The sequence below is a fragment of the Bremerella sp. TYQ1 genome (assembly GCF_020150455.1).
Classification (GTDB): Bacteria; Planctomycetota; Planctomycetia; order Pirellulales; family Pirellulaceae; genus Bremerella; species Bremerella volcania_A.
Window position 1 is genome coordinate 4,297,156 of the sequence record NZ_CP083740.1, and the last position, 24,155, is coordinate 4,321,310.

The following is a 24,155-nucleotide window of genomic DNA, read 5'->3' on the forward strand; positions in this document are numbered from 1 at the left end:
AGCCATCCTACAACGATTCCGTGAAAATTCGCTCAACCACGGGACAATCCAGTTCCCGCGTCCGCACAGCGGACCCTACTGCCAAGGCACCGCGCCGGCCGCTTGAATTTGCGTTTGCAGGGCTTGCTGGAGCTCGCGGAACTTTTGGCGGTTGGTTTTTGCCAGGTCGTTTTGTTCCTGTGGATCTTCTTTTAAGTGGTAAAGTTCCAATGGCGAGTAGGGATCGTTCTGCATCAGTTTCCAGCCATCGCGAATGATCGCCTGGTAAGCTTTGCCGCCGTAGCGCTGGCCTCCTTCGCGGCGAACGAAGTAGAGATCGCGCTGCTTTTTGGGCATCGGTTTGCCCTCGAACAGCGGGACCAAACTGACCGCGTTCAAGTCTTCGGCCGGAGTGCCACCGGCGAGTTCGACGAAAGTCGGGAAGACGTCGAAGTTCATTCCTTCGTAGTTGGTCGTGCTGCCTGGTTGAATGTGCCCTGGCCAGCGGACGAAGAAGGGAACCTTCAGCCCGCCGTCGTAATGGCTTTGCTTGCCGTCGCGCCAAGGGTCGTTGTTCTGAGCATGTGGCAGGCTGCCGCCGTTGTCGCTGCCGAAGTAAACGACCGTGTTCTCGGCCAGACCAAGCTCTTCGAGCGAAGCCAACACTTTGCCGACGGCATCGTCCAAATGCTGTACGAAGGCGACGTTCATGGCTCGCTTTTCGTTTAGTTCCGGCTGCGCTTTCTTCACCGCATCGAGGTACGCTTGCGGCGGCTCGATTGGAAAGTGGGGCGCGTTGTATGCGAGGTAAAGAAAGAACGGCTCCTCCTTGGTTTGCGAACGCTCGCGAAGGTAGTCGGTCGCGAACTGCGTGAACAGATCGGTCGCGTGCCCTTTCGGGTCGATCTCTTTCTGATTCAACCGCATGTAATTGTTGCCTTGGCGGCGATGCGTGATATAGCTGTCCATCATGTCGCCCAGGAAGCCATGGAAATGGTCGAAGCCGCGTTCGTTAGGTGTGTTGGGCGACTCCAATCCAAGATGCCACTTACCGATGCAAGCTGTGTGGTAGCCTTGCTTCTTCAGTTGATCGGCCAGCGTCGGGACGCCTGGTTTCAGGAAGCCCCACGAGTTGCCTGGCGTCGTGCGAATCACCCCCGGCACACCAACCAGGTCAGGATAACGTCCGGTCAAAAGCGCGGCCCGCGATGGAGAGCAAACAGTGCAGTTGGCCCGCATCTGCGTGAACGTTAACCCTTCGGCGGCCAATTGATCGATGTGCGGTGTGCTGACGTCCGATTCGTGATAGGTCGAGACGTCGCCGTAGCCGAGATCGTCGGTATAGATGATCAGAAAGTTAGGCTTCGCCCCGAACGTGGTCGACGCGAACAGCAGAAGAGAAAGCAGCGGCACGATGTTCTTCATGGTGGGGCTCGGACGGGAAAAAGGACGAAATGCGGATGTCGTTTTCATGCTCACGTCTGCGTGGGCATGTTTGATTTCAAGGGATGGAAAAGACATGCCGACGAAGACGACGGCATGGCACCCAACGGATCGCATCGAACGACAGCATGCCCACGCGGACATGAGCATGGCACCCGAAATCGATGGTGCGTTGATCCGGTGGGTCGTTTACTCGGCGAATTCTTCTTCGTGAAGTTTGGTCAGGCGCTGGACGACGTCGGGGTGTTGATCGGCCAGGTTGTTCTTTTCGCCAGGGTCTTCGGTAATGTTGGCAAGGAACAGTTTGAACGACGCGTTCTTGGCATCTTCGTGGGTGTCGCGGGTATTGGCGATCAGTTTCCAATCGCCGGCGCGGACTGCCCAAGCGGCATTGGGCCCTTTGCCGACTTGCCAATGCAACGGGTGATTGAAGTGTGCCGTTTTGGCTTGACCATCCTTTAAAACCGGTACCATGCTGCGGCCGTCGAGATGTGTTTCGGGAAGCTTCACCCCGGTCAGTTCGGCCAGCGTCGGCATCCAGTCGCACGCGTGCGTCATCTGATTGCGGACTTCCCCTTCCGGCAAATGGCCAGGCCAACTGATGATGCCTGGCAGGCGGATGCCTCCCTCGAACATGCTGAACTTGGCACCGCGATACGGCCCGCTGTTGCCGCCGCCGAAGTGAGCACGTTCTTCGGTCGAATAACCGTTGTCGGACTGATAGATGATGATTGTCTTCTTGCGGAGGTCGAGCTTATCGAGCTTCGCGAGTACCTGACCGACACGTTCGTCTTGCGAAGCGATGAACGCGGCGTACAAGTTACGGGGATACTCGACATCCTGAAACTGCTCTAACCACTTCGCTTCTCCCTGGTAAGGATAGTGCGGCGTGTTCATGGCATAGTAGATGAAGAACGGCTGGTCCTTGTTGTTCTCGATGAACGTGCAAGCTTCGTCCGCCATCAACTGGGGAAAGTAGGTTCCATCTTCGTACACTTCTTCGCCGTTACGCCATAAGTCGTGACGGTTGGGACCATTCCAGTAGAAGAAGTGCGAGTAGTTGTCGATGCAGCCACCCATGTGACCGATCGAGTAATCGAACCCCTGGGCCAGCGGCATCGTCTCTGGCGTATAACCGATGTGCCATTTGCCGATGTGGGCGGTCGCGTACCCTGCCGACTTGAACATCTCGGCGAGGGTGATCTCTTCGCTAGGCAGCGCACCGCCGCCCCCCTTCTTCGACGAGCAGTTACTTGGCACGCCAGCACGGACTGGCCAGCGACCGGTAAGTGCCCCGGCCCGGGATGGCGAACAGACAGGCGCCGCCGAATAGAACTGCGTCAGCCGGACGCCATGCACGGCCAGCGAGTCCATGTGCGGCGTATGCAAATCCTTCGCCCCATAACACCCCGCATCGACGGAGCCTTGATCGTCGGCGAGGATAAAGATGACGTTGGGCTTTTCATCCGCGAAGGCAGACGCGAGATTCGCCAACAACAGAAAAGCCGCGGCGATCAGGGAAACTCGTTTCATGGAATGGAGACCTGACGGGGGAACAGGAAGGATATTTGCTGACCGTTTAGTATCCTTGACTGAAAGAGTAGGGTCAAATTTCGGTGACTCGACTCGCTAATCTGGCTCTACGTCGGATGTTTCCGATTTTTGTTCGGCTAGTTTTGTGCTGATTCGTTCGAGATGGTCTTGGATCTCTTCCCTGCTCGAGCCGGTTTGTGGATCAAAGGACCATTCTTCTTCGAGTTGGCGCATGCTGCCGTCTGGATTTACATACACGACTGCCCCAATCGGAAACTCCGTTTCGTGACCATTGACGGAAACCAGGAAGAAATTAGTCGTTGGAGTAATCCTCGGATCCGACCCATGAAATTCTAAACTGGCGTCGTAAATGACAAACGCTTCGGGATGGATCAACCCTGTTTTACGATCCTCTGACGTGACGTACAAAGCGGTCCATTCGGAGCCTTCATGCTGAACAACTACCGGCTTCCAAAACGACCAAGCACGCGGCGTACTGGGTTCTGCCGGAGGTGGTTGCCGCTCAATACAGCCACCTATAAGGACGATCGTCACGATGGATGCCAAATTGAATTTGTGATTTGGGATCATGAATGGCGCTAGATATAAAGATGGGGCGAGATGTAAATCAACCTAACGCACGCACACCGGACGTGAAACCGTGTTAGCAGGCGAATCCCGACAATAGCGTGGATAGGTTGCCAGCTTTGGAATGAGTAGAATACAATCTCGAACGCTTCCTTACTCTACAAGGACCTACAGCCATGTTCGACCCCGAAGCAAAAGCAGTCACCGCCCAGGCTCTCGAGCACATCGAGGCGGAAGGGACCGATCTTTCCAAGCCGATCGAGATGGACTTCTTTCTGGCCGTGCCGAGCCAGGAATCGGGTGAACAGTGTGCCGCCGAGGCTCGCAAGATCGGCTTCGAGACAAGCGTTGAACAAGACGAAGAGTCTGGCGAATGGACGTGCTATTGCACCAAAACCATTTTGGCGACGGTCGATACGGTTTTCGAGATTGAAGAGAACCTCGACGATTTGGCCCAACCGTTTGGTGGCTATAGCGATGGGTTCGGCACGTTCGGCAACCAGGACGACGACTAGCTAGTTACCGCCGGGTGCTTGCAGCATCGCATGCACATGTTTGGGATCAAGTCCCAAGATATCGTCGATCGGTTTCGCAACGCGGCGTTCGAATTCGGTTGGGCTGGTTTTATCGCAATAGACCGCACCGGCATGGATCGGCACGCGTAGCTGTTGCGGCTGTACGGGCGATTGAAAGTCGGCCAAGTCGATGTGGTACATCGTCACGTGGCAGACCTGACGTGACTGCGGGCGAAAGTCGAGAATCAACTTCGGCAATTGAAACACACATGTCTCGCACGGCGGCTGCAAATAGAAGTGCAGCGAACAGCTGATGACGCGGCCACTATCTTTCTGCGTGACGATGTTGGCCCAAATGGCGTCGTGATCTTCGTCGGCAAGAACCCAGTACTGAACCTGGTTGAAGTGAGCGAGCAGGAAGTTGTGACCGGCGTGCGGCTCGGTTTGGTAGTTGCGATCGAGTAACTGTGAAGTGCGACCGAACAACTGACTGGGGTGGATGCCGGTGACTTGGTTTGAGTCGATCGAGAAGTGATCGATCGTTTCCAAGTTGCCGCTGCGATAAAGCGATACTTGAGAGACCGGCGAAAAGGCATTCACGCGATGCGACTTGTCGTACGAAGTTCGATCGACGAACGTATCTTTGGTAAAGTCGAGCTGTGACTTCGTCCATGCCGCCCCCTGGACCATTTCGATTTTCACCCCTGGAGGCGATGGGGGGAGCTGATGCTGGGCAGCACTAAGGCCAAGCTTCTCGAGAAACTTCCACTGCAAGATCGACTCGCGATCATACGGAATTGCTTCAAGTCGGCTACGAAACTGAATGACGTCGGCGATCGTTTCCAGCTGAACGCCATCCAAGTCGGCGATGATCGCCCGCTGCAGTTCGATGTGCCCTTGCTCCGGCAGCGCAAACCGATCGCGCAACCGCTTCTCTTCAGCGAAGAGAGGCGACACGCCAACGATCAGCAACAAGCTTAGCGACAACAAGCGACCAAACATGGTCGATTCTCCGACAGGTTTTGTGGGGATGCCGATAGCGTAATCCAAAGCGATCCCTGCCGCATGGCCTGCCCCCCGCTGGAAATCGGTTTACAGCTTGTAGATCGGATGCTGGCCATGTTCCTTCCGCATGATGGCTTTCATCTTTTCGATCAGTTCAGGATGCTCGGCGGCGAGGTTATTCTGTTCGCCGGGGTCTTTCGCCAGGTCGTACAGCTCCATGTCGGCCTTCCAGCCGCCGTTTCGGTACGCCTTCCAATCTTTCATCCGAACCGACTGCTGCTTACCGTTTTGGTAGTACTCGAAGTAAATATATTCCCGGGCCGTTTGGTCTTCTGGCTTGCCGGCCAAAGTGGGCAAGATCGAGATGCCGTCCATTTCCTCGGTCACCGGCTGACGACCAGCATCGGCAAGCGTCGGCATCAGATCAACTTGCGTGGTGATCAACTCCGACGTGCTTCCCGGTGGAATCGTCCCTGGCCAAACAGCGAACATCGGAGCACGAATCCCCCCTTCGTACAAATAACGCTTCATCATCCGGTAAGGGCCATTGCCATCGAATGTCCCAGTCCGCTTGTAATAGCTATCTTCGTCGCCGTTGTCAGACGTCCAAATGACGATCGTGTTTTCGGCCAGGCCAAGTTCGTCGAGCGCCTTTCGAATGCGGCCGACGTTGCGATCGTGCCGAGTCATCAGCGCGCAGTAAACCTGCTCGTATTTTGTGAGTCCTTCCACTTGGTCGTAACCTTCAAGCGAAGGAACCCGCATCCCGCCGGGAGGGCCACCATGCGGCACAGTCGAAGCGAGATAAACAAAGAACGGCTTGTCCTTGTTGGTGGTGATGAATTCGATCAGTTTGTCAGTGTAGAGATCTTCAATGAACGTCCCTTTCCCTTCCCCGACAACACCACTGCCCCCTTCGGCTAAAACGGTTCCTTTCAAAACGTCTGGCGTGTTACGGGGCAGATCGATCTGCTTGCCGTTCTCCCAGATTTTGCGGGCATAGTAATCGCGGCAATCGATGTGGCCAAGAAAGCCCAGCCAATAGTCCCAGCCGCACTGGGTGATCTCTTCCGGAGTGTTGGAACCGCCGGTGCTTAGCTTGCCGAAACCAGCCGTCGTGTACCCAGCGTCGCGTGCCACTTGCCCCAACAGCGGATATTGGACTGGCCATACTTCGGCAGGCATCTTGCCGCGGTTGGATCGCCACGCGGCATGCCCGGGGTGCTTCCCGGTCAGCAGCGTGCAGCGCGATGGCCCACACACGGCATTGCCACAGTAAGCATTCACGAACGTCATTCCATCGGCCGCCAACTGATCGAGATTCGGCGTCTTGATGATTCGCTCGCTGGCAGGGTCCATCTTCAACGACGGAACTTTGCCGATGCCCCAGTCATCGGTGTTGATATAGATGATATTGGGCTGCTGGGCGGTAGGCTCGGCCGCTGAAAGAACATTTGCTGTCGCAGTTGCCAGCAGCACCGCAAGGGAAAGTGTCAGACGGATCATGGCATCATCGTGGCAGGAGAAGCGATGGTCACTTGCGCCAAAGTACGAATTGGCGCACTGCTCTAGCTTAACCCAATCGGTCAACCGATGTGACGACCTTTTCCAGAACTGGTCGCCACAATTTTGAAACGTCCGGCGAAAAGCGGCTTACACGCCGTCGTAGCTTTCGACCGCCTTGGTGATGTCGGCCAGCTCGGCGTCGCTCAGTTGGATACTGCCGGACTTGGCGTTATCGACCGCTTGCTCAGGCGTTCGTGCACCACACAAGACGTGCGAACAACCTCGCTGGGCAAGCGTCCAAGCCATCGTCAGCTGGGCGAGCGTCGCGTCGTGCTTTTCGGCGATCGGTCGCATGGGATCGAGCATCGCTTGCACTTTGCGAACGTTTTCCGCTTCAAAGCGTGGCTTGAAGTTCCGCTGATCTCCTTCGTCGTACTTTCGCTCCGGCGTGATCTTTCCAGTCAGCAGCCCTTGGCTTAGCGGACTGTAGGCGAGAAACGCGAGATCTTCCTTCGCACAGTAATCGAGATTGGTCTTCTCCATGTCGCGATCGAGCATCGAATACTTTTCCTGATCGCAGTCCAACTGACCGAACTGGCGATAGGCGTTCATCTCGTCCTGCGAGGCGTTGCAGACACCGATGGCGCGGATCTTGCCTTCTTTTTTCAGCTCCATCAGCGTTTCCATTCGCTCGGCGATCGGCGTGTCGTCCATTTGCCAGTGCGTTTGGTACAGATCGATGACGTCGGTGTTCATTCGCTTGAGGCTGCGTTCGACTTCTTCGCGAATCCCATCTTTGCCGCTGTAGATATAAACGTCGAAGCTTTCCTCTTTCGGCTTCCCGTCCCAGTCGACATTGTGCTTGGTGGTGCTGAAGCGTTTGGCGGCTCGCTTCTTCTGTTGATCGCTGAGGTCCCATCGCATGCTGCACTTGCTGGCAAGAACCACTTTGTCGCGACGATCGGCAATCGCTTTGCCAACCACTTCTTCGCTGACGCCGAAGCCATACATGGGGGCCGTATCGATCAAGTTGCCACCGGCATCGAGAAACGCATGAATCGCGGCGATCGATTCTTTTTCGTCCGCCCCACCCCACGTCCATCCACCAATGGCCCAGGCGCCGAACGCAACCACGGAAGCTTCAATGCCAGATTTGCCCAAGGGTCGATTTTTCATGATGCTCTTTCTGTTCGGAGATTTTTTTGGGGAGTGTATTGAGCGGGACGTGCTAATTACAACGGGGTAGCCCAGTTTGCAAGCAACCTGGGCTAACTGAAAGGGACATGGCGCAAGCTGATCGCTGGCTCACATACGCAGAACGATCTTACCGAATTGCTGGCCTTGTTCCATCCGGGACAACGCTTCGTTCCCTTGGGTGAGGCTAAAGACTTGATCGATCACCGGGCGAATTTCGTGCTTATCGACCAGTTGGAGCATGCCACGGAAGTCGGCCGGAGAACCCATCGTCGAGCCGATCAGCTTCAGTTGGTTCCAGAAGACTTTGAACATATCGATCGACTCAGGTGGTCCGGTCGTCGCACCATAATTGACGATACGTCCCCCAGGGGCCGCCACGGAAATCAAGTTCGCGTACCCTTTGCCGGCGGCGCTGTCGATGATGACATTGGGTCGACCAAATTCTTCGATGGCTTTTTTGTGCCAGTCTTCTTCGCGGTAGTTGAAACCAGCAACGGCCCCCAGCTCTTTCGCTTTGGCGATCTTTTCAGGACTGGAAGAAGTAACGGCAACTTCTGCACCTGCCGCAACAGCGAACTGCAACGCGAACGTGGCCACACCACCACCGATGCCGCTGACAAGAACCTTCTCGCCAGGGCGGAATTGCCCCTGCGACATCAGCGCTCGGAAAGCGGTGACGCCCGCTAATGGTAACGCGGCCGCTTCTTCACAGCTGAGGTGTTTCGGTTTCGCGCGAAGGGTGTCGACTGGGGCGAGCATATGGCTCGAGAACGTCCCGTTTTTCGGCATGCCCAAGATGGTGAACTCGGCCGACTGAGCAGCCTCGCACGTTCCCCAATCCCAGCCGGGGTTGATAATCACTTCCTGACCGAGCCAGCTCTCATCCTTCTTATCCCCCACTTCGACCACGATGCCGGCGCCATCGGAACCAAGCACTTTGGGAAGCTCGATGCCGGGGTACATGCCCTTAGTGATCCAGACGTCGCGGTGATTCAGGGCGGCCGCCTTCAGCTCGATTTTGACATGGCCGGGAGTCAGCTCTCCCATGTCGAAGTCCGAGAGAACCAGAGGTGCGTTGAGCTCTTGAATCAACAATCCAGGCATGGAATGGTCCTTTGCTTGCGCGAGAACAGGAAGGGTGGTTGCCGAGATGAAACCGCCAGGCGGTTGGAAGCATCTTAAAGATGGGATGCCGGCAAACAACCTGGGGTTACGAGACCCCAGGGTGAAGATTTAGTGTGGGCGAGGCCTCTTCCAGCGGAAAAGGTGATCGGCAAGACAAACCGAGCACGTTTTTTATCGCACCGTTATGGTCACTTGGCCTCGCTCGGCCGAGCGGTATTAAACGTTCGCCCCTAATCGCTTGCTCAGCCGATGAAGTGTCGAGCTAGCGTCGTCTTCCGGTAAGTGAACATGGATAATGCTCATCGCCTGGCGATCATTCCAGGCCGTATGCAGTGCTTCGTGAAACTCTTTTTCAGAACTGACTTCGTAGCCGGTGCCGCCGCGAAGGACTTCCGGCAGTTTGCTGTAAGCCCACGGATGGATTTCGTTGTAGTGCCAGTTGCCGGGATGTAGCCAACGTTCGGTCCCATAACCATGGTTGTCGAGAACGATGATCACCGGATCGTAGCCATGCCGAATGATTGTCGACAATTCCATGCCAGTCATCTGGAAAGCACCGTCGCCAATGATCGCTAGAATTCGAGCATTGCGATGAGCCGTTTGCGCGCCGAGTGTGGCAGGAACTGCGAAGCCCATCGACGTGTAATAGGCCGGGCTCAAAAATTCGCTTCGTCCCTGGGTAACTAACTCGGTCGCCGCGAACAACGAGTCGCCGATGTCCGCGATCACTAAGGTTTCGTCATCCAACAGCGGATTGATCATCTGCATCATGCGCCGCGTGGTGATCGGTTTATCAGTCACGTCACCGACTGGCAGCATCTGCATGCGAATGCCATCTGGTATCGCCCGCTTGGCACAAGGAATGTTCCGCTGCGAAAGCTCTCGAACAAAGTCCGGCAGCGTGATCCCGTGGTAATGATGATGTCGCAATCGAAGCTGTTCGCTGGTCGCATAGATACACTTCGCAGGATCCAAGTTGGCCGTGAACACGCCCAGATTGATGTCGGTCATGAACGTGCCCAGCAGCAGCACGAGATCGCTTTCCTCGACATACTGCGTCACTTCTTCTCGCCCGATCGCTCCTTCGTACAAGCCGACATAAAGTGGATGCGTTTCGCGAATGACACTTTTGCCTAACACAGTTGCTGCGACCGGAATCTTGGTGTGCTCGGCGAGGGCAACCAATTCGTCCTGTAGATGAAATCGATGCAGTTCGACGCCGGCAAGAATCATCGGCTTCTCGGCGTTCTCGATCAGTTGAGCCGCTTCGCTGACGGCTTCGGTTAAAGCCTGCGGATCGCTGCTGTTCTCTTGCGAAGGAAAGACATGGCTGATGTGCGGAATGACGTTGACCATGTCGCGAGGAAGTTCGATATAGCCTGGCCGTTTGAATCGCACGACCGCGTCCAGCACTCGATCGATCTCGCGAAACGCGCTGACGGGATCTGACAGTTCAGCCCCAGCGATGCAAAGCTTTTCAAACACATCTTTCTGTGTACTGAAGTCGCGCACCATGTGATGCAGCAGCGGATTGTTGGTCCGTTCGCGAAGTCCAGGCGATCCGGTCAAAATGACGACCGGGGACTTCTCCGCGTAGGCGCCAGCGATACTGTTACAGATGCTTAATCCCCCCACGCAATACGTCACGCAGACGGCTCCCAGCCCTTTGGCTCGCGCGTACGCGTCAGCTGCGAACCCGGCACAATCTTCCCGGGTACATCCCACCACATTGATGGGACTTTTCTCGAGCATCCCGTAGAACGAAAGAATGTAGTCTCCAGGGATTCCGAAGATATCTTCGAGCCCATATTCCTGGAGCCTTCGGATCAAATACTGACCGATGGAGATCCCGCTGACCGTTTGCGAAGCAGGCACACTGGGTGAAGGGGCGGAACGATTCATCCTGGTCGACTCCGAATCATAAGAAGTTTTTTAGCCGTCTATATCCATTCTAGGAATCGGCGGCTAAAAGAGCACATAAATATTGGGATCGCTAATAGACACCCGCCAGCTAGGCGTTTTGCCGAGCAAGCCAAACCGCAATCTACGAGCGCCAGTCGTTCACGTAATTGCTGTCTATCAGGGGGTTTGCGAAGATTTGAGACATTTCTAGTCTCAAATGTATTCATTTTCACAGAAAAGACCTTACATGAACAAATAAACTACCGCTGTTCAATTTCCCGTGAAATCCGACGGCTGGGCAGCGTCGGTCGGAGCATGGGTTGGGGGGTGAAATGTTCCGGTTGTCTCCCTGCCCCGAGGCAAAAGGTGTTTCGCCTCCCCCCATCTCCTATTTTTAATCTGGCGCATTGTTTGCGGTTCTATACCACACGGCTGGCAATCTTGGTCTCAAGATCCAAGGCTAAGTCGTCTCATTTCCGATGGTATTTAGGAGAACCGAAAATGGATAAGCAACAAGAACTCGATCGTGGGTATCCCCAGTCCGATCCTTACTCGAAAGCACCGCCGCAAGGGACTTCGTGGCTTGCGATGGTCTTAGTTAGTTTGGGTCTGATCGCTGGGCTTCTGATTCTTGCACCCACATTGCAATTCATTCTGGGTAGCTGATTTAATGGCGGTGCGTGACGCACCCCATGAATCTCTTACCCCCAGAATAAACGCATGACCGATTCCGGCCGCGACTCGGCTCCTTCCCCTTCAGAAGTTGTCGAAGACCACGAACCTAACCGAATTCCGTGGATCGTTGCCGGAATGGTCCTCGTCGGATTATTTGCCGCTTGCGTCGTACTAGGGCCGCTTAGCTCGCTCATTCTTCAGAAGCGCGAAGCGGCGCGACGAACGGCCTGCATGAATAATCTGCGGGAAATCGGCATGCAGATCGAGGACTACTACGAGATCCATAACGCGTTCCCACCCGGTTGGGAAATTAATAAGGGGGACGATCCGTCGCTGCCGGCATGGGGCTGGCCGTCTAAGCTGATCAGCCTGACCGACGTGACCTACCCAACGCCGGAAGACCTTCAGCAACCGCTGAGCGAAGTGTTGATCGCAGACGACCAGCGGATGGAGTTCCTGCAAGTCTACTTCGAAGGTTATCTCTGTCCTTCCGACAACGCATTGGCGTTCAATGGCGAAAACCATCCCGACCGTCGATGGATTCATGACGACGTAAAGGTGCCCGTCGGTCTCAGTATGTATCTCGGCAATGCTGGGCATCGCCACGATGCAGTCGGTTCGCAGCCGAACACGGGAATCTTCTTCGGAAACTCGGCAGTGACGCTGGGCGACATCACCGACGGGATCAGTCACACAATCATGGTCGGCGAGCGCGATCTTACGCAGTGCCGTGCAGGGAGTTGGCCTGGCGTGCCAGATCCGATGACGCACGACGGTGGGCCTTCCATTTGGAGCGTCGTTGCCGGAGCGAAACCAAAGATCAACGCGACGCCATGGGATGGCGACACGCTTTGTGGTGAAGGCTATTCCAGTCTTCATCCGGGCGGGGCGAACGTGCTGTTAGTCGATGGCTCGGTGCAGTTTCTGTCGACCGATACCGATTCGGCCTGGGTCGAGGATCCTACGGCGGGAAGCGTTGGTGTGCTCCAGCAAATGATGATCCGCAACGAAGGCAATACGACGGCTGCTAACTGAGTTGATGCTCAGCGGTTGTCGGTAACCATCTTCAGCCAATCGATTGCCATCGGAATGCCGGGGTCGAGCATCGGCTCGTAATGGCCACCGCGGGGGATGCGAACGACGGTGACATCTTTGCCCATCTCGCGAAGCTTCTTCCCGAACGATTCGGCCGGGTCTCGCAAGTCCTCTCGATCGTCGCCAACGATCAGCAGAAACGTCGGCTGGCTGATCCGATGGATGTGCGTGATCGGTGAAATTTCGTTCACATAAACGCCAGCGTCCGAGAGGATGCCATTATTCTGAACGTACGAAATCGCCTCGATCCCGAGCGATTCACGCACGTCGACCGCCGGCATGAAGGCGATCGTTCCTTTGACTTGCGGTTCCATCTCAGCGACGTACAACGCCATCGTTCCGGCCGAGCTATGGCCGGCCGTATAGAACTGGTCAGGATCGACGAACGAGACTTTTTCGCGAGCATAAGCCATCGCCACTTGAGCGTTGAGCAAGCCAGACTTGGCCGCGCGGAATTTCTCGGCCGCTTCTTTGAATTCAGGATCGGTCGAACTTTCAGCATCGGCCGGGCCACTCAGTTCGTAAGCGACGACAGCGAATCCGGCGTTCACCCAGGGAATGTGTTCCGGCGAGTCTCCTTCGGCAAGTCCCAGCCCATGGATCATCATGGTGCCAGCGGGAGCGATAAAGACGCACGGCACTTTCGCTTGCGGTAACGGATCGGGCTGGTAAATCCACAGCGTCATCGGTTGACCGTCCGGCAGCCGTGTATTGACGATCGCTTTCCGGCCGCCACTTCCCCGCAACTGAAACTGAGGATTCGGCATCGTCTTGGCGAGATCACGCCAATAGTTCGGCGGCGCAAGTAGTTGATCGGCGACTTCGGTTTCGATAATCGTTTCGTTGACCGGAGGGTTCTGAGAACAAGCCAAGCCGGCCAAGCCAAGCAGCGAGATTCCCAGCAGAACATTCAAAAAACGTGGCGACATGAAACGAATACCTATGGATGCGGACGAACGATCCCCCTTATTGTAACTCGGGGGCCCGGTCGTTTGAAACGGTCGTCCTGAACCACCTTTGGCGTGGTTGTCAGCCCTCGGGAAACGACTATTGTTGGGGTTTTCCTCGTTTCGACGTTCCCATGGCACGCACGAAGTCCGCCCAGAAAAAGCCGAAAAAGACCACCTCGCCGGTGTTGGGATCGTTGGCAACTTTTCAAGCCAACGTTCTGGCCTGGTTTGCGGCGCATCAAAGAGATCTCCCCTGGCGAAAGTCTCGCGACCCTTACCGTGTCTGGATCAGCGAAATCATGCTGCAGCAGACACAAGTCGCGACAGTGAAGGAGTACTTCCGACGCTTCACCGCTGAACTGCCGACCGTTCAAGACTTAGCCGCGGCGGAAGAACAGCAGGTCTTGCGACTGTGGGAAGGGCTTGGCTATTACCGACGAGCCCGCCAGTTGCATGCGGCGGCAAAGGAAGTGGTCGAGCGGTTTGACGGAACGTTTCCCGGCACAGCCGAAGAGATTCAAAGTTTGCCAGGCATCGGTCGATACACGGCCGGCGCCGTCGCGTCGATCGCTTTCGGAGAACGGGCTCCGATTCTGGAAGCGAACACTCAGCGACTTTTCGCCCGATTGATTGGTTTGGACGACGTGTTGACGACATCGGCCAGCCAGAAACGGCTTTGGCAATTTGCCGAAGATATCTTGCCGAGTGACGACGTCGGCATTTTCAACCAGGCACTGATGGAGATCGGCAGTCTCGTCTGTACGCCGAAAAGCCCTGCTTGTTCGCAGTGTCCGCTGTCCGCCCATTGCGAAGCTTATCGACAAGACCGCCAAGACGAGATCCCGCGACCCAAGAAGAAGATCGAGTTCATCCCTGTTACCGAAATTGCGTTGGTCGTGCGGCGGAAGAAAGAAGTGCTCGTCCGGCAATGTGGCCAAGACGAACGATGGGCCGGCTTGTGGGACTTTCCACGATTCTCTGTAAAGGAAGGAACCGACCTCAACCAAGTAGAGCAGCAGTTGGCCGAAGCGTCAGGCGTTCGAGCGACGTTAGGGTCTCACCTGACGACGATCAAGCATGGCGTGACGAAGTACCGCATTACACTGTTGTGTCACGAAATGACGTTCGACAGTGGCCGACTCCATCCCGAGACCGGCCCTGACGGCCAGCCTCGCGTGTGGCAATGGCGCGATGTCGATCACCTGACCGAGTTGCCCCTTTCGACCACCGGACGCAAGCTGGCAAAACTAATTGGCAAATGATCGAACCGAGATCGACTTGGTAGCTGCCGCTATCTAATTCAGGCTCAAACGATCTGCCTCTTGTCGGCTTGGCCGATCCGTGTTCAAAACCTGGACCATCCAGCACCACGGATCGTGCGTTATCGTCGACCGCGGGCATCTTCCGTTTTCACGAACTCGTCCCACAACTGTTCGACATGCTTTCCGGTTAGCTCGCGGATCATTGTGTTTTGGAATTCGCGTTTGCGGATTGCTTCGTTCACCTTCTGGACGAAGCCAGGGTTCGTTTTTTCGAGCCAAGCCACGAACTGGGCGCTGGTACGGTAACCGTCGCGATAGCTTTGACGCTCGGGGTTGATCCCCCGCAGACGCGTGTTGGGTTCGTACTTATAGAAACGAATGTAGTCCGCGATTCCTTCAACCAGCCAGAAAGGGCCACCACGTGGATAGGCTTGAACAACGTGGACAAGTTCGTGGACGACCATGCCGTTGTCTTCCGGATGCTGTTTGACCCAATTGCCTGCGATGACAATCTGGTTGCGAATCGTATGAGCGACGCCATCCATGTCCTTCTTGAAGACCACGCGGACTTCCTGCGGAGCGGTGAAACCTTCCTGCTTCAACATCTCGGCAATCTTTGGATGCCACTCGCGAATCAACTTCTCGGCGTTCTCGCTCCATGCTTTCAGCTCGGGTACTTCGCTGACGTCGATCACGACTTTCAGCGGTTGCTTCTCGGCTTGATTTTCGGCGAAGACCGCGCCAGGAAGACTTAGCAGGGCGATCGAAAGAAGGACAGGAAGTCGCATCGAATGGCCTCTTCGGTTGCGATAGGTTTGTGAGTTATCAGGGGAGAAACGTGCCCCTATGTTAGCCCACGCAAATCTCTATCGCATTGAGGTCCATTCCGGATTTGTATATTTTTCCGCAACTAGTTTTGCCGTTGCTTCGGCCGGCCAATCGGTCATTGGCCCGGTCGTGGGAAAGGCTTCCGTCAGTCGCCGACGAAGTGTTTCTCGTGCGATGGGAACATTGGTTACGAACGTTTCGTGCGAACGTTTCTCGCGATAGTCAGGCATCCTGGGTGGCGTGCCGAGAAGCTCGTGGATCAGTGCCAGATCGAAGTCGTAGAGGATTGTCCCGTGATAAATCAGGTGCGTTCGTTTGCACCGCAGGCTGTTGCCGGAGAATTTTTTTCCTCCTAGTGTCAGATCGCAAGTTCCCTGCAAGCCGATTTCCGGGACTTCGTTGGCGAGCGCCTTCTGGATTCGCCCCATCACATATTGATGGCAGATATCAAGCGCGGTGAGCTGCGGGTGAATCTCGTAGCTGAGCACGACGGCATACATGAGACAGCCATGCCCAGTGACGACGGCAGCACCGCCACTTGCTCGGCGGAGATAAGGGACGCCACGTTGTTGGCAGTGGGCGACGTTCACTTCTTCGTGCAAGCGAGACGCGCGACCGATGACAACCAACGGATCGGCTGGTTCCCAAATGCGGAGGATCTCTTGAGGTGTGTTCCCCTGCTCTGCTTGATCGAGCAGCGCTTCATCCAGCGCGACATTTTCTTCCGGGGTCGGAAGCGTCAGATCGAGAAGTTGCATCGGCGGCCGAACTCAGTCTAGCTTCTAACGCGTCCGGGGATGACGAAGGCAACGCCCATCAACACCAAGCCAACGACGACACCAATGACCGAAAGCAGCAGAAACGTCTGACGTCCTTTGTAGACGTCCAGTGCGTAACGTTCGCCGGTCGCACCGCCGCGCATTTGGCTTAACGCATTATCGCTTGTGGCGAATGTCCAGAAGCTGAGCGTCTGCTCCATGTTCCACTGGCTGACGTCCCCTTCGATCAATTCAACGGGAACTTCAGTCGCTTTGTCGAGCGATTCCAGCGGCGTGATGCGGTACAGATAGACCGAGCTCACAAGACAGCCCAGAAACAAAAGCAGACCGATCACCAGGCAAACCGATTGCCCGTTGGACCATTCACGTCCCTGAGGTCCTTCGTTGCCTTGAACGACGGGCAGCTTCTTGAGTTCTCGAAGCGTAGGAACTTCGATCGTCTTGCCGCTAGGAGTTGTAATCGTTTCGCCGGCCTGAGAGGTCTCGACATGAACCTCTTCACCATCGGAAGTCGTCAGCAGATACGTTTGAGCCATGGCGCGTGTGCGATCGCAGGGTTTCTATCTAAGCGTGAATCGGGAAAGCCGAAACCGTCCAGTGTACTCCCCCGACCGCCTGTGGGGAAAACGGCTTGTGAGAACAGGGGCGTTTTTTACCAATCTTTACAGATTGTGCCGATTCTCGCCTAGCTTGGTGCCGCGCGACCCGTTTTCCCCCACCATGGAAGCGAAATGCCGCCGTCGACCAACAGCGTTGCCCCCGTCATGTAGGTATTTTTGGGGCTGCTCATGTAGCAGATCGCGTCGGCCATTTCTTCAGGCGTTCCGAGTCGACCGGCAGGGATTTTAGCGCCTCCTGCTTCCAAGACATCGTCGGTGGCAAATTTCCGTTCGCCAGGCGTATCGGTCCAGCCAGGCTGGATGATATTCACGCGGATCTTGAAGTCAGAAAGCTCGATGGCGGCCGTTTTGGCCATGTGCTCGATGGCTGCTTTCGACATGTTGTAGGCCATCGCTTTAGGAGCCGGGATGAACGCATGCGGCGAACTGATGATGCTGACCACCCCAGGTGTCTTTTGGGCAATCATCTGCCGCGACGAAGCACGCAGCAAGTGAAACGCACCCCACATGGTGACATCGATCGTACGGCGAAAACCTTCCATATCGGCTTCGTAGAAGAACTCGCGGTCGCTATAAACCGCGTTAGAAACGGCAACGTCCAGCTTACCGAATTTTTCGACCCCTTTGGCCACCATCGCTTCGACAGCTGCGTAGTCGGAAACGTCGCATTTGACGGCGATGGCTTCCGATCCGGCTTTCTCGATTTCGGCGACCACTTCTTCCCCTTTGGCAGGACTGGAGTGGTAATTCACGATGACTTTGGCCCCTTGCTGGGCAAAGGCGATCGCGGCCGATTTGCCGATCCCCTGGCTCGAACCTGTTACGAGAACCACTTGTCCTTCGAAATCTCGTTGCGTCATGGTTTTGTTTTCCGGGGTGTGATGGGAACTGTCGGCCAGTGCGATGAAGTCATTCTCTGCTGCGTAATGCTAACGACGGTTGCCATTAGCCGCAATTCGCGGACGACGCCAGCTTCGGGGAAGAAGCTGGAATGCTACCAATTCAATGGAACATTCTCACCCAAGTTGAGATTTTGCTCGAAAATGAGGCGTTTTTGCGCCTTTTCCGGAGTGTCCGATGGTGTGTGCGGGAAACATCGCAGCCCAGAAATCGAAACGCTGATGCCCAGATGCCACACACCGGGGTAATCTTCCCCCAGGAGCGAAGCTAAGGGAAAAGAATTGCCAGCACAGAGGAAAACCTGAGATAGACTGTGGTTGTCCGTAGATCGAAAAGGGACGGAAAGTCCTATTTTCCCGAATGAAACTCTGGACCCTGATTAGTGTCTAGTTAGAATTGGGTGAATTCGATCGACCAGTAAATGCTCGATGACTAGCCCAAATTTCGTATCCTCCAAACCCTCCATCTCTTAAACGAACAGCTTGCCCCCGTGGTCTGATTAAGTCCCACGGCTCCGAAGACGGAATTCTACTTGTCGTGAAACGAGTTGAGGTTTGGTTGCCATATGTGAATGCGGAGTGTCGCCCATATCGCAAGATGCAGACACTTCGATGGAAAGGATGCCCGGGACGATATCGTCTTGCCGGTTTTAATTTGCCTTGGTGGTTCTTTCAGTGAGAACTGTTGAGATTGAGATCAGCAAGACGTTGTTGAGTTTATATAAACTGCGGAATTTAGGTAATTGATAGCAAGCTTCCGGAAGGTTTTCCAGGCCATTACAGTCGCATAGAAGCGGTAAACTTCGTGGAAATGCGGCATTCCGGTTGATTACACTAGGGAATGAGACCGATTTTTAGGGAGTTGAAAGTCTGGTCGTTAACAAGGGTTAGAGTAATTCTTTGGCATAGCAAGATGCTGTGTCGGCCAGTGGCAAGAGAGGACTTGGTGCTGGTGGAAAGGGGCACGGATTACCACTGACACGTCGCACGTCGCTGCCGGCCATGTCCGTTTGCTGCTTCGATGCCGCGAAAGATCGCAAGATTGGCGAACTTCCGTCTGGCTCAGCACTGAACTTTCAGGATTGGGCAAGCCACGCAGGCCGCAAGCACGCGTCAGATGTAATCTCTTTCCAAATATCCACGGAAGGCAGTCGTTCGCGCGTTAGGTGGTAGACTTGCGAAGTTTTTCATCGCAATGAATGCCATCGAAAATAATGTGCGGAATGGGCGGGACGACCGCAAAACTTATCCCGTCACCCATGGGTTAAACCAGAAGAACACCGGCCTCACTTTGGCGAGTGAAGGAGTGATATGTTGTACGATTCGTTGATTGACGATTTCGAAGATGATGATGCACGTGTACGTCCACGGAGCTTCGACGATGCTGCCGTCGATGTAATAGACGACTCTGATGACGATCGCATGATGTCTACGGACGATATGTCGAATGATTCGGCAGATGATTCGTCCGAAGAGTTCAGCGAGGATAGCGAAACGTGGTCCGACGACCCCGTTCGTATGTACCTGACGCAGATGGGCGAGATTCCCCTGTTGACCCGCCAACAGGAAATCTATCTGGCCCGCAAGATCGAACAGACCCGTGCCAAATTCCGCCGCTTGCTCTTGGAGTGTGACTACGTCGCCCAAGATTCGTTCAAAGTATTGCAGCGCGTGCAGGATGGCGAACTTCCGTTCGATCGTACCGTTCAAGTTTCGGTGACTGATCGTCTGGAAAAAGAACAGATCATGGGTCGCATGCCGATCAACTTGATCACGATCGATCGCCTGCTCAAGCGAAACCGCCGCGATTACATCACCGCGCTGAGCAAGTCTGCTTCGGCCGAAAAGCGCCATGCTGCTTGGAAGCGTCTGGGGCATCGCCGCCAACGCGTCGTTAAGCTGATCGAAGAGCTCGGTCTGCGTACGCAGCGTATTGAAGCCAAGATTGGCGTGTTGGAAGAATTCTGCCGACGCATCAACGAACTGAAGGCTCGCTTGGACGATCACAAAGCGGCGAACACGCCGATGGAAGATCGCGAGCCACTGCTGGCTGAATATCGCAACTTGTTGATGGCGACCCAAGAGACTCCCAAGAGCCTCAACCGTCGCTGCCAGGCCGTCAAAGCGATTTACTCGGAATACCAGCAAGCCAAACGCGAGCTGTCCGAAGGTAACTTGCGTCTGGTCGTTTCGATCGCCAAGAAGTATCGTAACCGTGGCTTGAGCTTCCTGGATCTGATCCAAGAAGGTAACGCCGGTTTGATGCGTGCGGTCGACAAGTTTGAATACCGTCGTGGTTTCAAGTTCTGTACGTACGCCACCTGGTGGATTCGTCAGGCCATCACGCGTGCTGTTGCTGACCAAAGCCGAACCATTCGTATCCCGGTTCACATGGTCGAAACGATGTCCCGCGTCCGCAACGTCGCTCGACAGTTGCTGCAAGAAAAAGGTCGCGAACCAACCATCGAAGAAACGGCCCGTCGTGCTGGCACCACTGTCGAGGAAGCTCGACGCGTGTTGGCTATGAGCCGCTACCCGATCTCGCTTGACCGCCCTGTTGGTAACAGCGAAGACAGCCAGTTCGGCGATCTGCTTCCCGATGGCGAAGCCGAAAGCCCAGCCAACGGTGCAGCTCAAGAAATGTTGCGTGGTCGTATCGGTCGCGTGCTGAAGACTCTCAGCTACCGCGAACGCGAGATCATCAAGCTGCGTTACGGCTTGGGCGATGGCTACAGCTATACCCTGGAGGAAGTTGGTCACATCTTTAAAGTGACGCGAGAACGTATCCGCCAGATCGAAGCCAAAGCAGTCCGCAAACTGCAGCAGCCAAGCCGCAGCCAAGACCTGGTCGGGTTCCTCGACTAAGCCGCTGCCGCGACAACTTTCGAAATTCAAAAGCCGGACTCAAATGGGTCCGGCTTTTTTTGTTGTTAGTTTCCAGTGGGAAGTGTTCCGCTTTCAGCAGGAAAGAGGTTTCCTCAAACCACATCAGGTATTGGGTGGCCCACGGTTGCTTGCAACCATGGGCCACCCGGCAGATACCTACCCTCTTACCGAAAAACAGAACACTTCCCACTGAAAACTAACCCTGTGGAAAACCGGTCGATAACCTGTCACTATGCTGTCTATAGCTTGTCGTTAACTGGTCGATAGCCGTTTGATGAATTGTTGATACTTGTCGATAACTTGCGCAAACTCGAGACATGCCTGAGCAGGAATCCAATCCGTTCACTTCTCCGCACGGCGACGATGATTCGACGCCGCAAGAGATCTCGTCGTTTCCCGCGGCGTTGGCGATTGCGATCTTGCTTGGCTTGGTACTCACCGCTTGGCAGATTGGCGAGTTCTTCGTCATCGGCTACACCGATACTTCGCAGCAGTTCAGTTTGTTGATCGGAGCCGGCTTCTCGTTTCTCATCTCGCTAGGGCTGATCGCACCGAGTACGCCGACTTGGGCCGTCGCGCGGTTTTACTTTCTGTTTCATGGAGCGATGTCGATTGGCTTTTGTGTGATGGCATTCGTCTTTCTCAAGCCACCGCTGGCAATCGTCTCGGGGCTGGTCCAAGCTGGATTTTGCCTGGCCATCTTCATGGCGTTGAAGCAACAAGCGGCCCGGCGATTCCATCTTTTGAAATGCCCTCAATGCGAGTACGTCAATTCGCGCGGGGATGACTTGTTATGCTTCCAGCGACGATGTACGCGTTGTGACTATCGCTGGTAGAGAAAATGTCTGATTCCCCTGACAACCCGTTTCGCTCGCCGCGCGTCCCCTCGCAAGCCGATGAAGCGGCTCCCATTAAGGGAATGGGTCTCGTCGGGCTCACAGGCCTGCTTTTCCTGATTGCGGCCCTTATGCATCTGGAGGCAGCCATTCTTATCGGCTATCGACTCCAGACCGTCGTCGGGGTGCTTACGTTAACGATCGGATTCATCATATTGCTGCCGTCGCATCACACGTGGTTGATCGGTCTCGCATACACCACGCTGATGGCGATACTTTCGGTCTGGCAGATTTCCACCGGAATGTTTGAGGACCACCCACTGCTGCTGTTTGGCTATGCCCCGCTGATCGTTTACATCGTCATCATGGTACTGCTCATTCAAAACGCGAGCGTCTATTACTGGAAACAGAACAGGAAAGAATGAACGCACGCTCTGACAACCCGTTTCAGTCGCCTAAGGGAATCGATCAAGATCCGCCCTCAGAAAGCAGCACCGACGAATCGAATCATCAGATGACCATCCTGCTGTTCATCACGTGGTGTTTGTTCATGTTGGTCGCCTCGCTGCACTTTGGGATGAGTTGGGTCGAGCGAGATGTTCTGCATGGCGTGTTGTTTTGCTTGACGGGAATCGTGGGCATCATTCTGATCATTCCCACGCCTGGTACCCGGCTGATGGCGATACTTTATGCGGCTTCGGTGGTGGCTTACTGCGGAACATTCGCCGCAATGCAGGAAAAAGGCTATCAAACGGTCGTCTTGCTCAGCTTCTTGGCCGTCTATGCCATCATGACTGCTCTACTGGTTTATATTGGAAACCAGGAAAGGAAGCAGATGACACGTGGATAACCCGTTCGAGTCCCCCAAAGCGATCCGGCAATCTCCGCAATTCGCCCCACTCTCGGTCCCCTTCGTCGCAGCGTGGGCGCTACTGATAACGTTGTCTGCGCTTCATCTGGGGTTTTACCTGACCTGGCAAAGCGTTCCTCAAGCCGTTCTTTTTGGATTGTCGCTGCTGGTCGTTTTGTTGATGGCCATCCCCGGAAACTGCCGGAAAGTTGGAACGATCACGTTGTCTCAGGTGCTGCTGGTCCTCTGCTTCGGCTGGTCGGTCACCGAAGTTGCCTATCCTGAAAACGTTAGCTTGATCCTGTTTGGAATCGGATATCTTGTCGTGCTTGTCACGCTGATTTATGCCCAACAGCCGAAGGGAGAGACCAATGGATGACAATCCGTTTGAATCCCCCGAAACAATCGAAGAACCTCCCGTCGAGACCGAAGTAGTCGAAGAGGCTGGCGATCCTCAGGCCATTCGCGTGCCAGGCCCCGTCGCATTGGCGTGGCTGCTCAGTCTGGGGCTTTCCGTGGCACTTGTCGTCTTAGTCGAATCGCCGATCGGACCGATCACCAGTTTGCTGTCGACGGTGGCCGGGTTTCTGCTGTTTTGGAAACACCTTTGGGCGTACCGCGTGTCGGCCAACTACTTCGCGGTGCTCTTTCTGATTATGCTGGCCGGCACCGCTCTCGCATTGCTGGAACAACAATGGTGGCGTGTCGTTCGAGGCACGTTCATTCTGTTAGTGACAACGCTCATTCTGTTATTGCTGATGCATGTCCAATCGCGGAGATTCTACTATCACGCCAACGAGTGAGAATCCGTTCGAGTCGCCAAAAGTCGTTGACGAAGATCCGGTCGTCGCGGCGATTGTCGAAACGCCTCGTCGCAGGAAGAAAGACCTTGCCCCGACTTCTGTCGTGATGTCGATGACGGCCGCCCTGTTTCTCTCTCCCCTGGCACCGCTCGCGCTTTCTCTGCTCGCGATACCGTTTTCGTTTGCCGTAGTAGGGACGATCACACTCGGTTTCGTTTTGTTATTCGTCCGCCAACCATTGGTGCGCTGGTTGGGGATGACCTACTTTGGCTTGCTCATTCCTGGGTTTGTCCTCTCGATGAAACCCGTGCTGAAGTCAATTCCCCCTGGCTATGAGGTCTACGCTCCCCTAGGAATTGTTTTCAGTTTCGCCATCGTACTGATGCTGATGAATGATAGCGCGAAAACCTATTACCGAAATAATAAGAGGCGATCGTGATCGATCCCACGAAGGATAATCCGTTCGCATCGCCGGTGGAAACTCAAAGTCTCGCGGAACGCCAAGCCGATCAAACCTCGAAGTCGATATTGGTAATCGCTTGTGTATTGACGATCGAGACTCTTTTGAATGTGCTTATCCTCGCAGCGATGTTGTTCCTCTTGCTGGGAACTGCAGGACTCGCACTCGGCGTCGTCTCCGCGGTAATCTCCTTTTCGGTGCTGATCCCCTATGCTAACTTTTGGAGGCTCGGCGTGTTGTTTTACAGTATGCAACTGATCTCGCACATGTTTTGGATCGGCACGGCCGTCGGATTTGGCGAATACGATTTCCTACCGATTTTGCCGCTTCTTTTCAGTGCGTTGATCCTGGTTTGTCTACTTCATCCGCTTGGTCGAGCTTATTACTTCGGTAGCAATAGTCACCAAGCCTAGCTGGAA

Annotated in this window: 25 protein-coding genes; 12 read left to right on the plus strand and 13 right to left on the minus strand. The window is 55.0% G+C overall.

The window, feature by feature from the left end; translation table 11 throughout:
- Positions 1-75 precede the first annotated feature (75 nt).
- The 3 genes from LA756_RS17150 to LA756_RS17160 all read right to left on the minus strand — a co-directional run bounded on the left by LA756_RS17150 (position 76) and on the right by LA756_RS17160 (position 3,510).
- The gene (locus LA756_RS17150; RefSeq protein WP_224435945.1) at positions 76-1,404 is read right to left on the minus strand and encodes a sulfatase; all 1,329 of its coding nucleotides are present in this window, start codon (positions 1,402-1,404) and stop codon (positions 76-78) included.
- Positions 1,405-1,611: 207 nt separating this feature from the next.
- Positions 1,612-2,955, minus strand: a complete 1,344-nt coding sequence (locus tag LA756_RS17155; RefSeq protein WP_224435946.1) for a sulfatase-like hydrolase/transferase — start codon at positions 2,953-2,955, stop codon at positions 1,612-1,614.
- 96 nt (positions 2,956-3,051) lie between these two features.
- On the minus strand, positions 3,052-3,510 hold the full coding sequence (locus LA756_RS17160; protein WP_224435947.1) for a hypothetical protein: 459 nt from the start codon (positions 3,508-3,510) through the stop codon (positions 3,052-3,054).
- A 209-nt stretch (positions 3,511-3,719) separates the two neighbouring features.
- Between LA756_RS17160 and LA756_RS17165 the strand changes: the two genes are divergently transcribed.
- The gene (locus LA756_RS17165; RefSeq protein ID WP_224435948.1) at positions 3,720-4,058 is read left to right on the plus strand and encodes a ribonuclease E inhibitor RraB; all 339 of its coding nucleotides are present in this window, start codon (positions 3,720-3,722) and stop codon (positions 4,056-4,058) included.
- Here LA756_RS17165 and LA756_RS17170 read toward each other — a convergent pair whose 3' ends face one another.
- From LA756_RS17170 to LA756_RS17190, 5 genes are all read right to left on the minus strand, one after another.
- Positions 4,059-5,060 carry a hypothetical protein gene (locus tag LA756_RS17170; protein ID WP_224435949.1) on the minus strand — a complete coding sequence of 334 codons (1,002 nt, stop codon included), beginning with the start codon at positions 5,058-5,060 and terminating at the stop codon, positions 4,059-4,061.
- Between the two features lie 90 nt (positions 5,061-5,150).
- Positions 5,151-6,569: an arylsulfatase gene (locus tag LA756_RS17175; protein WP_224435950.1), complete on the minus strand. Its 1,419-nt coding sequence runs from the start codon at positions 6,567-6,569 to the stop codon at positions 5,151-5,153.
- Positions 6,570-6,716: 147 nt separating this feature from the next.
- Positions 6,717-7,745 (minus strand): aldo/keto reductase, encoded by a 1,029-nt coding sequence (locus LA756_RS17180; RefSeq protein WP_224435951.1) that lies wholly within the window; start codon positions 7,743-7,745, stop codon positions 6,717-6,719.
- Between the two features lie 129 nt (positions 7,746-7,874).
- Positions 7,875-8,870 (minus strand): zinc-binding dehydrogenase, encoded by a 996-nt coding sequence (locus LA756_RS17185; RefSeq protein ID WP_224435952.1) that lies wholly within the window; start codon positions 8,868-8,870, stop codon positions 7,875-7,877.
- A gap of 237 nt (positions 8,871-9,107) precedes the next feature.
- Entirely contained in the window at positions 9,108-10,793 is a 1,686-nt protein-coding gene (locus LA756_RS17190) for an alpha-keto acid decarboxylase family protein (RefSeq protein WP_224435953.1), read from the minus strand.
- A gap of 501 nt (positions 10,794-11,294) precedes the next feature.
- On the opposite strand from LA756_RS17190, the gene LA756_RS17195 reads away from it, so the two are divergent.
- The gene (locus tag LA756_RS17195) at positions 11,295-11,459 is read left to right on the plus strand and encodes a hypothetical protein (protein ID WP_224435954.1); all 165 of its coding nucleotides are present in this window, start codon (positions 11,295-11,297) and stop codon (positions 11,457-11,459) included.
- A 54-nt stretch (positions 11,460-11,513) separates the two neighbouring features.
- Entirely contained in the window at positions 11,514-12,503 is a 990-nt protein-coding gene (locus LA756_RS17200) for a DUF1559 domain-containing protein (RefSeq protein WP_224435955.1), read from the plus strand.
- An 8-nt stretch (positions 12,504-12,511) separates the two neighbouring features.
- On the opposite strand, the gene LA756_RS17205 is transcribed toward LA756_RS17200, so the two are convergent.
- On the minus strand, positions 12,512-13,492 hold the full coding sequence (locus LA756_RS17205) for a S9 family peptidase (protein WP_224435956.1): 981 nt from the start codon (positions 13,490-13,492) through the stop codon (positions 12,512-12,514).
- A 152-nt stretch (positions 13,493-13,644) separates the two neighbouring features.
- Between LA756_RS17205 and mutY the strand changes: the two genes are divergently transcribed.
- Positions 13,645-14,775, plus strand: coding sequence for an A/G-specific adenine glycosylase (gene mutY, locus LA756_RS17210; RefSeq protein WP_224435957.1), 1,131 nt, complete (start codon positions 13,645-13,647; stop codon positions 14,773-14,775).
- Between the two features lie 119 nt (positions 14,776-14,894).
- On the opposite strand, the gene LA756_RS17215 is transcribed toward mutY, so the two are convergent.
- From LA756_RS17215 to LA756_RS17230, 4 genes are all read right to left on the minus strand, one after another.
- Entirely contained in the window at positions 14,895-15,563 is a 669-nt protein-coding gene (locus LA756_RS17215; RefSeq protein ID WP_224435958.1) for a basic secretory family protein, read from the minus strand.
- 78 nt (positions 15,564-15,641) lie between these two features.
- Entirely contained in the window at positions 15,642-16,361 is a 720-nt protein-coding gene (locus LA756_RS17220; protein ID WP_224435959.1) for a lipoate--protein ligase family protein, read from the minus strand.
- Between the two features lie 17 nt (positions 16,362-16,378).
- Positions 16,379-16,918: a hypothetical protein gene (locus LA756_RS17225; protein ID WP_224435960.1), complete on the minus strand. Its 540-nt coding sequence runs from the start codon at positions 16,916-16,918 to the stop codon at positions 16,379-16,381.
- A gap of 149 nt (positions 16,919-17,067) precedes the next feature.
- Complete coding sequence (locus LA756_RS17230) at positions 17,068-17,862, minus strand: SDR family NAD(P)-dependent oxidoreductase (RefSeq protein ID WP_224435961.1); 795 nt, start codon at positions 17,860-17,862, stop codon at positions 17,068-17,070.
- A 1,350-nt stretch (positions 17,863-19,212) separates the two neighbouring features.
- On the opposite strand from LA756_RS17230, the gene LA756_RS17235 reads away from it, so the two are divergent.
- The 8 genes from LA756_RS17235 (at position 19,213) to LA756_RS17270 (ending at position 24,149) form a co-directional block, all read left to right on the plus strand.
- The gene (locus LA756_RS17235) at positions 19,213-20,766 is read left to right on the plus strand and encodes a sigma-70 family RNA polymerase sigma factor (RefSeq protein WP_224435962.1); all 1,554 of its coding nucleotides are present in this window, start codon (positions 19,213-19,215) and stop codon (positions 20,764-20,766) included.
- A 338-nt stretch (positions 20,767-21,104) separates the two neighbouring features.
- Entirely contained in the window at positions 21,105-21,623 is a 519-nt protein-coding gene (locus tag LA756_RS17240) for a hypothetical protein (RefSeq protein WP_224435963.1), read from the plus strand.
- A gap of 5 nt (positions 21,624-21,628) precedes the next feature.
- Positions 21,629-22,048 carry a hypothetical protein gene (locus LA756_RS17245; RefSeq protein ID WP_224435964.1) on the plus strand — a complete coding sequence of 140 codons (420 nt, stop codon included), beginning with the start codon at positions 21,629-21,631 and terminating at the stop codon, positions 22,046-22,048.
- The gene (locus tag LA756_RS17250) at positions 22,045-22,473 is read left to right on the plus strand and encodes a hypothetical protein (RefSeq protein ID WP_224435965.1); all 429 of its coding nucleotides are present in this window, start codon (positions 22,045-22,047) and stop codon (positions 22,471-22,473) included. The genes LA756_RS17245 and LA756_RS17250 overlap by 4 nt, the downstream gene beginning before the upstream one ends.
- Positions 22,466-22,852, plus strand: coding sequence for a hypothetical protein (locus tag LA756_RS17255; protein WP_224435966.1), 387 nt, complete (start codon positions 22,466-22,468; stop codon positions 22,850-22,852). Before LA756_RS17250 ends, LA756_RS17255 begins: the two co-directional genes overlap by 8 nt.
- Positions 22,845-23,276, plus strand: coding sequence for a hypothetical protein (locus tag LA756_RS17260; protein WP_224435967.1), 432 nt, complete (start codon positions 22,845-22,847; stop codon positions 23,274-23,276). Before LA756_RS17255 ends, LA756_RS17260 begins: the two co-directional genes overlap by 8 nt.
- Positions 23,236-23,715, plus strand: a complete 480-nt coding sequence (locus LA756_RS17265) for a hypothetical protein (protein WP_224435968.1) — start codon at positions 23,236-23,238, stop codon at positions 23,713-23,715. The genes LA756_RS17260 and LA756_RS17265 overlap by 41 nt, the downstream gene beginning before the upstream one ends.
- Complete coding sequence (locus LA756_RS17270; protein ID WP_224435969.1) at positions 23,712-24,149, plus strand: hypothetical protein; 438 nt, start codon at positions 23,712-23,714, stop codon at positions 24,147-24,149. The genes LA756_RS17265 and LA756_RS17270 overlap by 4 nt, the downstream gene beginning before the upstream one ends.
- Positions 24,150-24,155: the final 6 nt, after the last annotated feature.